This window comes from Gemmatimonadota bacterium (assembly GCA_016713785.1).
Lineage (GTDB): Bacteria > Gemmatimonadota > Gemmatimonadetes > Gemmatimonadales > GWC2-71-9 > JADJOM01.
This window is the reverse complement of the sequence record JADJOM010000003.1, coordinates 801,131-815,230: the sequence shown is the minus strand read 5'-3', so window position 1 is coordinate 815,230 and position 14,100 is coordinate 801,131. Positions and strand designations below refer to the sequence as shown.

At 72.8% G+C, this 14,100-nt stretch carries 9 protein-coding genes and 2 pseudogenes; all 11 read right to left on the bottom strand.

Going from position 1 to position 14,100, the window contains the following annotated elements; translation table 11 throughout:
• Positions 1–228: 228 nt before the first annotated feature.
• Entirely contained in the window at positions 229–3,312 is a 3,084-nt protein-coding gene (locus IPJ95_11570) for an efflux RND transporter permease subunit (protein ID MBK7924251.1), read from the bottom strand.
• 16 nt (positions 3,313–3,328) lie between these two features.
• On the bottom strand, positions 3,329–4,285 hold the full coding sequence (locus IPJ95_11565) for a hypothetical protein (protein ID MBK7924250.1): 957 nt from the start codon (positions 4,283–4,285) through the stop codon (positions 3,329–3,331).
• A gap of 15 nt (positions 4,286–4,300) precedes the next feature.
• Positions 4,301–5,638, bottom strand: coding sequence for a TolC family protein (locus tag IPJ95_11560; GenBank protein ID MBK7924249.1), 1,338 nt, complete (start codon positions 5,636–5,638; stop codon positions 4,301–4,303).
• The gene (gene xerD / locus IPJ95_11555) at positions 5,631–6,542 is read right to left on the bottom strand and encodes a site-specific tyrosine recombinase XerD (GenBank protein MBK7924248.1); all 912 of its coding nucleotides are present in this window, start codon (positions 6,540–6,542) and stop codon (positions 5,631–5,633) included. The genes IPJ95_11560 and xerD overlap by 8 nt, the downstream gene beginning before the upstream one ends.
• A complete protein-coding gene (locus IPJ95_11550) occupies positions 6,539–7,591 on the bottom strand; it encodes a TerB family tellurite resistance protein (protein MBK7924247.1) in 1,053 nt (350 codons plus the stop codon). The genes xerD and IPJ95_11550 overlap by 4 nt, the downstream gene beginning before the upstream one ends.
• Positions 7,591–8,065 (bottom strand): annotated as a pseudogene (locus IPJ95_11545) (2-C-methyl-D-erythritol 2,4-cyclodiphosphate synthase). Before IPJ95_11545 ends, IPJ95_11550 begins: the two are co-directional and overlap by 1 nt.
• 2 nt (positions 8,066–8,067) lie before the next feature.
• A complete protein-coding gene (gene mqnC / locus IPJ95_11540; protein ID MBK7924246.1) occupies positions 8,068–9,132 on the bottom strand; it encodes a dehypoxanthine futalosine cyclase in 1,065 nt (354 codons plus the stop codon).
• Between the two features lie 40 nt (positions 9,133–9,172).
• Positions 9,173–9,994: a menaquinone biosynthesis protein gene (locus IPJ95_11535; protein ID MBK7924245.1), complete on the bottom strand. Its 822-nt coding sequence runs from the start codon at positions 9,992–9,994 to the stop codon at positions 9,173–9,175.
• A complete protein-coding gene (gene mqnE / locus IPJ95_11530; protein ID MBK7924244.1) occupies positions 9,991–11,154 on the bottom strand; it encodes an aminofutalosine synthase MqnE in 1,164 nt (387 codons plus the stop codon). The genes IPJ95_11535 and mqnE overlap by 4 nt, the downstream gene beginning before the upstream one ends.
• A gap of 95 nt (positions 11,155–11,249) precedes the next feature.
• The gene (locus IPJ95_11525; GenBank protein MBK7924243.1) at positions 11,250–12,365 is read right to left on the bottom strand and encodes a BamA/TamA family outer membrane protein; all 1,116 of its coding nucleotides are present in this window, start codon (positions 12,363–12,365) and stop codon (positions 11,250–11,252) included.
• Positions 12,366–14,064 (bottom strand): annotated as a pseudogene (locus IPJ95_11520) (amidase). It abuts the gene before it with no gap.
• Positions 14,065–14,100 lie beyond the last annotated feature (36 nt).

Genomic DNA, 14,100 nt, shown 5'->3' with positions numbered 1-14,100 from the left:
GTGGCGGAGGCACGCGGCCGTCGGGAGGGGCCCTTCCGGTCCTCGCTCGGCGCGCTGGCCGGAACGGGCGGGGCGGTGGCGATGGGACTCGAGGTGCTTTCCGCCGTGCACCAGGGTCCCGGCGGGAGCCTGCTGCGGGCCGCGCTGGCGGCGGCGACGGCGGTCTACGGGGGCGGGATCTACCACCTGCAGCGGTCCCACATCCGCTGGCTCCTGGCGCGCGGCCGCTCAGTCCCCGCGGAACCGCACGTAGCGCAGCGCCAGCGTGGGCAGCACGAACAGCGACAACACGGTCGAGGTGACGAGGCCGCCCAGGATGACGATGGCCATGGGGCCCTCGATCTCCCGGCCGGGGTCGCCACTGCCAAGCGCGAGGGGTAGCAGCGCCAGCCCGGTGACGGTGGCCGTCATGAGGATCGGCCCCAGGCGCTCACTCGCGCCGCGTAGCGCGGTCGCCGCCTCCCAGCGCTCCCCTTCGAGGCGCACCAGGTGGTCGTAGTGCGATACCAGCATCACGGCGTTGCGCGTGGCGATCCCGAAGAGCGTGACGAACCCCACCAGCGAGCCGAGGGACAGCGTGGCACCCGAGAGGGCCACCGCGGCCACCCCGCCCACCAGGGAGAACGGCAGGTTGGCGAGGACGAGGAGCAGGCGGCCCGGCTCCGCGAACGCGAGCCAGAGCAGCAGGAAGATCACCGCGCCCGCCAGCAGGCTGTGGACCAGCAGCTCGCGCTCGGCCTCCCGCTGGGCGGTGGCCGTGCCCGCCAGTTCGGCGTAGCTGCCCGGGGGCAGCAGGCCGGGAGCGGCAAGCCGGGTCTCGAGTTCGCGGGCGAAGTCGGCGACGTCCCGTCCCCGGGTATTGGCGGTGACGGTCTGGACCCTCCGGGTGCCCTGGTGCGCGATGAGGTACCGCCCCGTGGAGCGACCGATGTCGGCCACCCGGGCGAGCGTGGTGAGCCGCCCATCATCCCCGCGGAGCGGGAGCGCGCCGAGATCCTCGGGACGCGCCCGGGCGGCCGCCTCGAGGATCACGACGACGTCGGTGGCCCGCGCCCCGTCGTAGACCTGCCCCACCCGGGCGCCGCGGGTGGCGGTTTCGACGTCGCGCAGCACGTCGTCGCCGGCCAGGCCGGCCCGCGCGAGCGCGGCCGGCCGCAATCGGACGGTCACCTCGGGCACCACGGCGGGCGGCTCGTACTGCACATCCACCGCGCCGGGGATCCCCCGGGCTAGCCCGGCCACCCGTCGCGCCGCCGCATCCAGGCTGTCGAGATCCTCCCCGAAGATGCGGACCACGATCTGGGCCGTGGACCCGGTGAGCGTCTCCTCGATCCGCTCGGTGAGGAAGCCCCGGATGGCGAAGCTGACGCCGGGAAACCCGCGCAAGTGGGCGCGCAGGCTGTCCTGGACCGTCCGCGCCTCGATGCCCTCGAGCGGCTTGAGCTCCACCTCGATCTCACTGTAGTGCGTGCCCCAGGTGTCCTCGGAGAGCTCGGCCCGGCCGGCGCGCTGGGCCACGGCGAGCACGCGCGGGTCCCGGGCGATCGCCTGACTGACCATCCGGCCCAGGCGCACCGATTCCTCCAGCGAGGCGCCCGGGACGGCCGCCATGTGCACCACGTAATGGCCTTCGCGGAAATCCGGCAGGAACGATGAGCCGAAGAACGGCAGCACCGCCACGGCGCCGGCGCAGACGGCCACGGCACCAGCCGCCACCAGCCGCGGTCGTGGCAGCAGCGTGCCAAGCAGGCGCTCGTAGCCCGTCCGGAGGGCACGGAGGAGTCCCGGCTCGGGCGCGGCGCCGTCCCGCCGGCCGAGGAGCACCAGGGTGAGCGCGGGCGTCACGGTCAGCGCCACCGCGAGCGAGGCGAGGGTCGCCAGGATGTAGGCCACGCCGAGCGGAAGGAACAGCGCCCCCTGCACCCCGCTCATGGTGAGCACCGGGGCGAAGACGAGGGCCACCACGAAGGTGGCATAGACCACGCTGTGGCGCACTTCGATCGAGGCGTCGCGCACCACCGCCATCACCGCCCGTGGCTCGGGCAGCCGGCGATTCTCCCGCAGGCGCCGGGCGATGTTCTCGACATCGATGATGGCGTCATCGACCACCTCGCCGAGCGCGATCGCCAGCCCGCCGAGGGTGAGCGTATTGAGGCTGTAGCCGAAGCGGTCGAGGACGATGATGGCCGCGAGCAGGGAGAGCGGGATGGCCGACAGCGAGATCGCGGCGGCGCGCAGGTCGAACAGGAACAGCAGCAGCACCACGGACACGAGGACGCCGCCCACCAGCAGCGCCACGGTGATGTTCCGCACCGCCAGGTCGATGAACGAGGCGGGCCGGAACAGGTCGGGGTGGAAGGTGAGCTGCTCCGCCGCGATGGTGGGCGCCAGGTCGGCGAGGACCCGCTCCACCGCGATCGCCACCTCCTTGGTATTGGAGCCCAGCTGCCCGGAAACCACCACCACGATCCCCGGCCCGCCGTTGATGCTCCCGTCCCCGAACTTGGGCTCCGCGCCCTCGCGGACCGTGGCCACGTCGCGGAGCCGGATGCTCCCGCCGCCGGAGGCCCGGACGACGCTCTGGCCCAGCGCGGCGGGCGTGGCCAGCTGGCCCTCGGTGCGCACCACGATCCGCTGGTTGGGATCGTCGAGCACCCCGGCCCCGCGCACCCCGGTGGCGCGTCCGGCCGCGTCCACCACGTCCGCCAGGGAGAGCCCCAGCCGTGCCAGGCGCGCCGGGTCGACCTGCACCTGCAGCTGGCGCACCTCCCCCCCGAAGATCGCCACCTTGGCCACGCCCGGCGTGGCCAGCAGCCGCGGCTTGACCACCCAGTCCACGAAGGTGCGCTGGTCCATCGCCGAGCGGTGCTCGGAGGTGAACCCCACCATGAGCACCGTGCTGGAGGACGAGGTGAGGGGAGAGAGGACGGGGGCCTCGACGGCCGCGGGGAGCCGGCCGCCGAGCGCGCCGAGCCGCTCGGCGAGAAGCTGTCGGGCCTCGCGCACCTCGACCCCGCGCTCCAGCACCGCCGTGATCACCGAGAGCCCCTGGATCGACTGCGAGCGGAGGACCGCCACGCCGTTGACGCCATTGATGGCGTCCTCGATCGGCTTGGTGACCAGCACCTCGACCTGATCGGGCGAGAAGCCGGGCGCCTCCGTCTGGATCGAGACCTGGGGCGGCGCGAATTCCGGGAACACGTCGAGCCGGGCGCGGGCGACGATCGTCAGGCCGTAGGCCACGAGCGTCGCCGCCAGCCCGATCACCACTCCGGGACGCCGGACCGAGAACCGGACCAGTCCGTTCAGCATCCGGTGGCCCCGACGCTCATTCGCCGACTTCCTCGCCCACGGTGATCCGGGCGCGGAACTCCTCCGAGAGGAGCTGCCCCGCCCCGCGGCTGACCACGCGGTCACCGGGGACCGCGCCTTCAGTCACCAGCCAGCCGCCGGGCACGGGGTGCGTGGTGGCCACGTGCACGCGGAGGAACCGCCCCGGCGCCCGTTCGACATACACCCACGCGAGCGCGTCCCACTGCACCACCGCGTCGTCCGGCACCAGCACGGCCCCTGACGGGGCGTCGGGATCAGGGAGGTAGCCCGTCAGCAGCACGCCGGGCCGAAGACCGGCGGCGCCCGCCAGGCGGTAGTGATACGCGGGGAGGCGGGTGAGCGGGTCGGCCGTCGGGGCCGCGCCCGCCAGCCCTCCGGCGATCCGGGTGCTGCCGGGGGTGAGCGCGAACGCCAGGCGCGCGGGCGGCGCGCCCTCGCCCGCCCACGCCACCTGGGCCAGGGGATGCCCGTAGTCCACCAGCTCCAGCAGCGGCTGTCCCGCCTGCACCAGTTCACCGGGCTGGGCCAGGAGCCGGGTGACGGTGCCCCCCCGCGGGACGGCGATCGGTCGCGCATCGCCGACCACGGCGATCAATTCGTCGGCGGAGAGCAGCTCCCCGATGCGGGGCCACGGGCCGTCGCCGGCGGGGAGCAGCCGCCCGCCCACCGCCGCGCGGACGGTCGTGGTGGCGCCCGGATCGTCCACCACGAAGGCCGGTACTTCGCGTTCGGGCCGGACGGCGGCGCGAGCGAGCGTGGTCAGGCGGATGCCCATGCGTTCCCGCAGGGCGCTGTCGAGCGCGAGGCCGGCGCCTTCCCCCACCGGCACCAGCGCCGCCGGCTCCGCCTCCTGGTCCTGCGCCTCCGCCTCGTCGTGGCCCGCCCCGCCGGCGCACGCCAGCGCGACCACGAGCAGCGCGGGGAGGATCGCCCTGCCCGGCGATCTCCGCATTGTCCCGCCTCCGTCTCAGCGTTCGGGCAGCGCGTCAGCGCCGGCCCGCCATGCCAGTTCATCCGCCGCGCCGGCCTCGGCGCCCTCCAGTTCCACCGCCTGCTGCTCCAGGCGCGCCAGGTCGGCGCGCGCGAGGGCCACCTCCAGCCGGCCGATCTCGCCCCGTCGCCACGCGGCTTCCATCGCCGCAAGGCGCGCCGCCGCGGCGGCCGGGTCGAAGGCGGCGCGCTCGCGCGCGACCGCGCGGCAGGCGCCAAGCGCCGCATCCACCTCGGTGAGTACGCCGGCCGATACTTCCTCCACTCGCGCAGCGGCCACGTCTCGCGCCGCGAGGGCCTCCCCGATGGGTCCCCGGTTGCCGTGCAGGAGGAGGTCCGGGAGCCCGAGCGCCAGCGTCCACTTGCCCACGCCGTGGTCGAAGAACAGCCCCGGACCCAGGTCGAGGTCGGGCCAGCTCCGGGCCACCTGGCCCCGCAGGTCGGCCTCGGCCTCCTGATAGGCAGCCAGCGCCACCCGGAGGTCCCAGCGCCGCTCGAGGGCGCCCGCCAGCAACGCAGGACGCGCCGCATCGTCCGGGCAGCGTGACGCATCCGTCAGCAGCGGGCCGAGCGCCCGCAACGCCTCCTCGGGAACCCCCGCCTCCGCCGCGAGCACGGCCCGCTGCTCCCCGCGCCTGCGGGCGAGGCGAGCCTCCTCCTGGCCCGCCGTCGCGCGGTCGGCGCGCAGCCGGGCCAGCTCGATGGTCCCGAGCGCGCCGTCTGCGTACCTGGCCTCGGCGAGGTCCCGGACCGAATCGAGCGCGCCCCGGAGCACCTGCGCGGCCGCGGCCGCACCCTCGAGCGCCGCGAGCGCCCGCGCCTCCCGGCGCACGCTCCCCTCGAGCTCCCAGCCCTCGGCCCGTCCGCGGGCAACGGCCGAGAGGACGGCTGCCTCCGCCCGGGCCTGCCGGGCCCCGCGCTTGCCGCCGAGTTCGACCCGGAAGAGCCCGGTGAGCGCGAGGCCCCAGCGCGAGCTGCCGTCACGGCCGCTGAAGGCGAATTCGGATTCCGTGGCAATCCCCGGCGCGGGCCTGGCGCCCGCGGTTCGCAGCGCGGCGCGGGCCGCCTCGACCTCGGCGTCGGCGCGGCGCCGCGCGGGCGAACGGAGCCAGGCGGCCCGGGCCACGTCGATGCCACGCCAGCGCCCAGCGCCCGGCGCCGCGCCGACGGAATCCAGCGCGGCCAGCACCGCCGGGGCGTCGAGCCGTGCGGCCTCCCAGGCGGCGGCGTTGGGCGCGTCGAGGGGACGCGGCGTGTAGTGGGCGCACCCCATGAGCGCCAGCAGCAGCAGCGCGGCCCCGCGGCGATCAGCCACGGGGATGGAACTGGCGGTGAATCGACCGGAGGTATTCGCGATCAACGTGGGTGTAGATCTGGGTGGTAGACAGGTCCGCGTGGCCCAGCATCTCCTGCACGGCCCGGAGGTCGGCCCCCCCCTCGAGCAGGTGCGTGGCGAAGCTGTGCCTCAGCGTATGGGTGGTCACGCGCTTCCGGATGCCGGCCACGCGGGCAAGCCGCTTCACGATGCCCCAGGCGCCAACGCGGGAGAGCGGCGCCCCGCGGGCATTCAGCAGCACCCGGTCCCGGCTGGCGCCATGGTCGAGGCCGGGCCGCACCTGGTGCAGGTACACCGACACGGCGCCGATGACGCTGCGCCCCACCGGCACCAGCCGCTGTTTCGACCCCTTGCCCAGCACCCGCACCAGCCCCTCCGCCAGCAGGAGATCCGGCATCGTCAGGCCGCAGAGTTCGGACACCCGGAGCCCGGCGCCGTAGCCGAGTTCCAGCAGGGCCCGGTCCCGCCAGGCCAGTGGGGCATCGGCGTCTGGGGCCGCCAGCATCGCCTCCATCTCCGCCACCGAGAGGGTGTCCGGGAGCCGCCGGCCGCGCCGCGGCATCTCGAGCCGGTCGCTCGGATCCTGCTCGACCCGGCCCTCCGCGATCAGGAAGCCATAGTAGGTCCGGATGGCGGAGGCCTGCCGTCGGATCGTCGCGGCCGAGAGCCCCAGGTCCTTGAGGGCAAAGATGAACTCCCGGACCAGCGTCCGGGTGACCAGCGCCGGGCCCGCCACGCCCCGCTGGTCGAGCCATCCCACGAACCGCGTCAGGTCGCGAAGATAGCTCTCCACCGTGTTCGCGCTATGCCCGGCCTCGAGCGCCAGGTAGTCGCGGAAGAGCTCGAGCAGGAAGGCCCGCCCCGCGGCCTCCGCGCGGCTCACGTGCTGGCCAGGCGCCGGGCCTCGGCGAGGTCCTCCGCGCCGAGCCCGAGGAGGTCGCCGGCCCGCCGCATCACCCGCTCCTCGTGCAGGCTGAGCGTGCCGTCGCCCATGGCGATGCGATAGAGCCGCTCCGCCAGCGCGATGCGGCGCGTGCGGTCGTAGGTCTCCGTGACGATCGAGGCGAGCTCGGCGGTGTCGGTGATGGCGGCGCTGGCGGAGCTGGAGTGCCGCAGCTCGGCGGTGCCGACCGCCCAGGTGCGCCGGAGCCGCTCGGCGAGCGCCTCGCGCTCCTCCAGGGAGAGCCCGGGGTCGGCATGTGTCAGCTCATGCAGCAGCGCCGCGGCCCCGCGGGTGGCCAGGTCGCCGTCGGGGAGTGGCGCGGCATCCGGCGCCTGCTCCCCCATCGCGTAGCGGATCAGGCGGAGGACCCGGCGACGGCGCGGGCCCGCAGCGCGGGAGCGGCGCCACAGCCACCAGCCCACCAGACCGCCCACGACCAGGGCCACCACGGCGAGGGTGCGGTTCAGGTGGCCGATGAACTCGTTGATGGCCGCCCACTCCTCCCCCACCCGCATGCCGGCCCAGACCAGGCCGGCATACCAGAGCGCCGAGGAGAGCGCCATCGGAATCAGCGCCCGCAGGGGCGGCAGGTTGACGATGCCGACGAAGGGTGCCAGAAAGGTGCGGAAGCCCGGCAGGAGCCGCGCCAGGAAGATCCCGGCCAGGCCGAAGCGCAGGTACTCCCGCTCCATGCTCAGGATCGCCTCGGCGGGCAGCAGGCGGCGGCCCAGCGGGCTCACCAGGAACCGCCGGCCATGGCGGCGCGCCAGCAGGTACATGGCGACCGCGCCACCCATGTTGGCCGACCAGGCCACGACCCACACCCACACGGGGGACACCGTGGTGTGCTGGGTGAGGAAGCCGCCCAGCGCCGTCACGACATCGGACGGCATGGGGGGAAAGATGTTCTCGATGAGGGTGGAGAGGCCGAGCGCGAGGTAGATCGTGAGCGGCGGCAGCTCGATGAGCCACGCCACGAGCCGCTCCATCAGCTCGTCTCCAGCGTGGCCACGGCAATCACCGCGATGCCCTCGCCTCGGCCGATGAAGCCCATGCCTTCGTTGGTCTTGGCCTTGAGGCCCAGCGCGGCCACCGGGATGCCGGTGGCCCGGGAGAGGGCCTCCGCCATGGCGGGAAGATAGGCACCCAGCTTGGGCCGCTCGGCGATCACCGTGATGTCTGCCTGGCGCGGCTCGAACCCGCGATAGCGCACCAGCTCGCAGGCCTGCCGGAGCAGCTGCAGCGAGTCGGCGCCCTTCCATTCGGGATCGGTGTCGGGAAAGAGCTTGCCGATGTCGCCCGGCCGCCGCCGCGCCCAGGATCGCGTCGGTCAGGGCGTGCGCCACCGCATCGGCGTCCGAATGGCCGGCGAGCCCCTTCTCGAAGGGGATCCGCTGGCCGCCGAGGATGAGCGGCCGGCCGGCCTCGAGCCGGTGCGAGTCGTACCCGATCCCCGTGCGCACCATCAGGCGACGGCCGCGGCCGGGGCGTCCACCATCGAGTAGTCCTGCCGCCGCCGGCGCGGCTCGAAACCGGCGTCGCGGATGACCCGTTCCATCTCGGCGATGGTGCTGCGGTGGGTGGTCCCCGCCGCGGAGACCACGTTCTCCTCCATCATCAGGCTGCCGTAGTCGTTGGCGCCGAAGCGCAGGGCGACCTGCCCCACCTTGTGTCCCATCGTGACCCACGAGGACTGCAGGCTCGGCACGTTGTCGAGCACGATGCGCGCGATGGCCAGCGTCCGCAGGTAGGTCACGGCGTCCGTCTTCTTGACGTCGGAGAGCTCCGGCGTCCCCTCCGGCTGCAGCGGCCAGCAGATGAAGGCGGTGAACCCGCCGGTGCGCCGCTGCACCTCGCGCACCCGGAAGAGGTGCTCGATCCGGTCGGCGTTCGACTCGCCCATCCCGTACATCATGCTGACCGAGGTGCGCAGCCCCTGGCGGTGCGCCTCCTCCTGCACCCCGAGCCACGCGTCGGTCTGGGCCTTCTTGGGCGCCACCCGCTGGCGCACCGCGTCGACCAGGATCTCCCCGCCACCCCCGGGGATGCTGTCGAGCCCCGCCGCGCGGAGTTCCCGGATGACCGCACCGACCGGCATCCGGAAGCGCTCGGCGAAGAACACCACCTCGGAGGGCGAGAAGCCGTGGATGTGGATCGGGTGGTGCTGCTTGATGTAGCGCAGCAGGTCGAGGTACCAGGCGAATGGGATGTAGGGGTTGTGCCCGCCCTGGATGAGGATCTGCACCCCGCCCAGGTCCTTGCACTCGTCGATCTTCTGCCCGATCTGCTCGAACGAGAGCACGTAGCCCTCGCCGTGCTTCGGCCGCCGGTAGAAGGCGCAGAAGCCGCAGTCGGCGACGCAGACGTTGGTGTAGTTGATGTTCCGGTCGATGATGTAGGTGACCACCGGGTCCGGGTGGTGCCGCCAGCGGGCCCGGTCGGCGAGGTCACCCAGCTCGAGCAGGCTGGCCCGCTCGTAGAGCTCGAGGGCCTCGCGGAACTCGCCGGATGTGCGATCGATCGTGTCCATGCAGTGGCCCCGGTTCCGGGTCTCGACGCGGGCTCGCGCCCTACGCCGCGGTGATGAAGCTGAGGCTGCCGTCGGGCACCAGCCCGTCCGCCGCCAGCCGCCGGAAGAAGTCGGTCAGCCCGGCGAGGTGCCGGTAGGAGAAGCCGTAGTCCAGGTCGTCGAAGTACGCCCGGCAGGTGTCGCGGGGGATGCCGGTCGTGGCCCACGCCTGGTCCGCGAGCTGGTCCAGGTGCTCCAGGCCCCAGGCCCGCGAGGCGAGCAGCTGCTGGTGGATCCGCCGCACCGCCGCCTGGTCGGCACTCCGGCGCGCGGCCCACACCGCGAAGACGAACGGCAGCCCGGTCCAGTCGTGCCAGGCCTCCCCCAGGTCGACCTGCACCGGGTAGGTCTCGCGGGCCGCCAGCAGGAGCGCCGCATCGCCGATCACCAGCACCGCCTCGTGCGGGAACTGCGCCAGCGCGTCGAGGTCCGTCGGTTCCGCCCGCACGGTGGCGAAGCGCGGCTGCACCCGCCAGCGGTGGCGGCAGAGCAGCTCGAGCAGGAGCACCGAGGTGCGCGAGGATGAGGTGCGGAGCACCGTCTCGCCGTCGAGCCGCGGCAGCGGGCGCTTGCTGAAGAGCTTGACGCTGTGCACCGGCCCGTCGCAGCTGATGGCCAGGCCCGGGAGCAGGTGGTACGCCGCCGCGTCGCGGGCATACTCCACCGCGCTGATCACGCTCAGGTCCAGTTCGCCGGCCGCCAGCAGGTCGTTCAGGTCGGAGGCGGTCCCGGTCACCAGCTCGGCCTCGGGCGTGAGCAACCCGCGGTCCATGGCCCCGTAGACCGGGTAGCAGTTGATGTACGGGATGCGTCCGAGCCTCATGCCGGCACCAGCTCGGCCTCGACCTCGTCGAACTGCTCCCGCACCGGCTGGTAGAGGCTGTTGCGTTCCACCGGGCGCTTCCCCGCCCCACGGATCAGCGCCACCAGGTCCCGGTACTGCATGTGCATCTGCGTCTGGGCGCCAGCCTCGTGATACACCCGCTCGTACACCACCGTCCCCTCGACGTCATCGCAGCCGAAGCTGAGCGCGACCTGCGACAGGAACGGCGTCACCATGGGCCAGTGGGTCTTCACATGGGGGATGCTGTCCAGGAACAGGCGCCCGATGGCGATGTTCTTGAGGTCCTCGTACGCGGTGGTGGCACTGCCCACGCGGCCGAGCTCCTCGCCCAGCTCGTTGTGGTCGGGGTGGTACGCCAGCGGGATGTAGGTCAGGAAGCCACCGGTCTCGTCCTGCAGCGAGCGCAGCATGGTCAGGTGCTCGATCCGGTCGTCCGCCGTCTCCACGTGGCCGTAGAGCATGGTGCAGTTGGTCGGGATACCGAGCTGGTGCGCTTCGCGGTGCACCGCGATCCACTCCTCGCCCGTGAGCTTCCGCTCGGCGATGGTGGCCCGGACCGCGGTGGAGAACACCTCCGCCCCGCCGCCCGGCAGGCTGGTGAGCCCCGCCGCCTGGAGCGCCAGCAGCACATCACGGACGCTGGCCTGCTCGATGCGCGCCAGGTGCGCGATCTCGACCGCCGTCAGCGCCTTGATGTGGATGTGCGGGAAGCGTTCCTTGAGCCCGCGGAGCATGTCCGTGTAGTACGAGAGCCGGAGCTTGGGATGCAGGCCGCCGACGATGTGGAACTCGCTGGTCGGTGTGCCGCGCGCCTGCTCCGCCTCCGCGTACACCTCGTCGAGGGTGCGGGTGTAGGCGCCCGCTTCCTTGGGCATCCGCGCAAAGGAGCAGAACACACAGGTGTTCCGCAGGATGCAGACGTTGGTGGGATTGAGGTGCTGGTTGGCCGAGAAGTAGACCCGGTCCCCGTTGCGTCGCTGGTTGGCGAAGTCCGCGATCCGCCCGAGGCCGAGCAGGTCGGTCGTGGCGTAGAGGACCCGCGCGTCGGCCGCGTCGAGGCGCCGCGCATCGAGCACCTTGTCGGCGATGGGTCGCAGCGCCGGATCCGCGAGCCGGGACGGGTCTAGGGTAGACGGCATCGTATGTCCTTGGCCGGTATCTACTTACTTCGAACAGCCCAATCTACCCATCCTCCCGTCCCACGTGCCAGTCCGGGCCGCCACCGGCATGGGGCCTAGAACGCCTCCGTCGCCCCGATCGAGATCCCGCCGCCGCCGAACGAGGTGAGGGTGTAATCCACCCGGAGGTTGAGGGGATCGGCCGGGTTCACGTTGAACCGGAGCCCGGCGCCATAGGTGAACTTGACCTCGTCGAGCAGGTCGCTCCCCGGACTGCCGAAGACGTTGCCCGCGGCGCCGAAGACCACGTACCCGAACCGCCCCTTCAGGTGCCCGCGGTAGTCCGCCTGGGTCACCACCTCATGCCGGTCGCGGAAACGGCCGAGGTAGACCCCGCGCATCAGCTCCTGGGTGTTGCTGTTCGACAGGAGCGCCATCGACTGGATGGGCGCCTCCTCCCCGTTGAATTCCCCATAGGCCGAGAGGGCGATCACGTCGCGGCCGGCCCGGACGGGCAGGTAGGTGCGGGCGTCCAGGACCACCCGGCCATACCGGTAGTCGCCGCCGAGGAAGTGGTCGTGCCAGAGGAGGTCGGCCTGCAGATAGTACCCGCGGGTGGGCGTGGTCTGGGAATTCCGCCCGTCGACCAGCACCGAGGCGCCGGCACCCGCCGTGACGCCCCCCTTCCCGCCGGGCAGGCCGGCGGGGATCGCGGCCGGGAACTGCCAGTCGACATGGCTGGCGGTATGCCGCCGCAGATACGGCCCGACGTAGAGCCGCCCACCCAGGCGGCGCAGCACCCGCCCCTCGAGGCGCAGGAAGCGATGCTCCATCAGGTTGGAGTCGGCCTCCTCCGCCCGGGGCCCGATGCCGTAGTAGAAGAGCGGGAAGTACCCGGCGTCGATCGAGGCGGTCACCCACCAGTCGCTGCGCGGCGTGAACAGACTGGTGCCAAGGAAGGCCAGCCACTGCTTCTTGGTGGTGTAGGCGACATTGGCGGCGAGGTAGGAGGGACGCGTGGCGACGGCGAGCGACTGCCCCGGCCACTTGAACTGGTAGCCCCCGGCGACCCCGATCTGGACCTTGGTCTGGGGGGAGTAGCTGACGTACGGCAGGCCGATCAGCCGGGCCCGATAGGGCTTCGGGGCAGAGTCCGCGGCGGCGGGCGCTGCCTGGGCAGCGGCGCCCGGGGCAGTGACGAGGAGGAGCGCCAGGGTGATTCGGTTCAGCATCTAGTGGTTTCCGGGGGTCGGAACACCGCTGCCGGATTGCAGCGGGAGGGTGAGGAGATACCGGGGAGGGCGCCGGTGCCGGGTGGCCTGCTCGTAGGCGTAGGCCATGCCCAGCAGCGGCCGGCTCGGTCCACGCCCGGCCGAAGAAGGAGAGTCCGACCGGCAGCTCAGCGACGTACCCCATCGGCACCGTGATGTGCGGGTACCCGGCCACCGCGGCCGGCGTGGTCACCGAGCCCGTGAAATGATCGCCGTTCACCAGGTCGATGGGCCAGGCAGGATTGCCGGTCGGGGCCACCAGGGCGTCGAGCCGGTGTGCCAGGACCACCTGGTCGATGCCCTCCGACCGCCAGATCCGCCGGGCGTTGGCCAGGGCCCGCCGGTACGCCGGCGTGGTCAGCGGCCCCTTGGCCGCCGCCTCGATCAGCGTCTCCTGGCCGAAGTGCGGCATCACCCGCTCCCGGTTCCGTTCGTTGAAGGCGATCACGTCGTCCAGCGTGCGGACCGGCGCGGAGGGCCCGAGTCCGGCGAGGTACGCGTTGAGCCCGGCCTTGAACTCATAGAGCAGTACCTGGAACTCGTCGGCGCCCCGGTCCTCTGCATGCGGCAGGTCGGCGGGGTCCACCAGCGTGGCCCCCAGCTCCCGGAGCATCACCAGCGCCTCCTCGAACCGCGCGTCCGTGCCGGGGTGGTACCCGGTGAAGGCCTTCCGCGTGACCCCGAGCCGCTTGCCCCGCAGGGCGCCGGGGTCAAGGAAACGGGTGTAGTCCCGGTGCTGGTGGGGCGCGCCGGCACGGGTGATCGGGTCCCGTGGATCGGCCCCGACCATGCCGCCGAGCAACAGGGCCGCGTCGGTCACTGTCCGGCAGATCGGCCCGGCCGTATCCTGACTGACCGAAATAGGGATGATCCCACTCCGGCTGACCAGCCCCACCGTCGGCTTGAGGCCGACCAGTCCCATCGTGGCGGCGGGACAGGTCACCGACCCATCGGTCTCGGTCCCGACCCCCGCCGCGACATAGCTGGCGGCAACCGCGCCCCCGGTCCCGGAGCTCGACCCGCAGGGGGTCCGGTCCAGGACATACGGATTGAGGCCCTGTCCCCCGCGGCTGCACCAGCCGCTGGACGAGCGGGGCGACCGGAAGTTCGCCCACTCGCTCATGCTGGCCTTGGCCATCAGCACCGCCCCGGCGGCCCGGAGCCGCGCCGCCAGAAAGGCATCCCGCGTGGCGTGCGAGCCCTCCAGGGCGAGGGAGCCCGCCGTGGTCGACATCCCATCCGCCGTGTCGATGTTGTCCTTGAGCACCACCGGGACACCGTGCAGGGGCCCCCGGACGTCGCCCCGGGACCGCTCGCGGTCCCTGGCCGCGGCAACTTCCAGGGCCTCGGGGTTGCTCTCCAGAATGTGGTGAAGCGAGGGACCCTGCCGGTCCAGCGCCGCGATCCGACCCAGGCATCCCTCGACCAGGTCGACGGATGTCCAGCGCCCGGCGTCGAGCCCCGCGCTCATGGCGGCGAGGTCCAGCTCGACCACATCGACTGCCGGGGGCCGACGCCAGCCTGTTGATAAGATACTTTCCGCAAGCCCGCCACTTTTCACGGCCGGAACGGCAGGCACCGCCGCAGCCCCGATTATCCACAGAAACTCCCGCCTGGGCAGTCCGGGCGCCCTCCCACCATCGGGCAGCTCATCCGACATGCGTCTCTCCGGGCGAATCGCGCAGCGCTTCGCGGT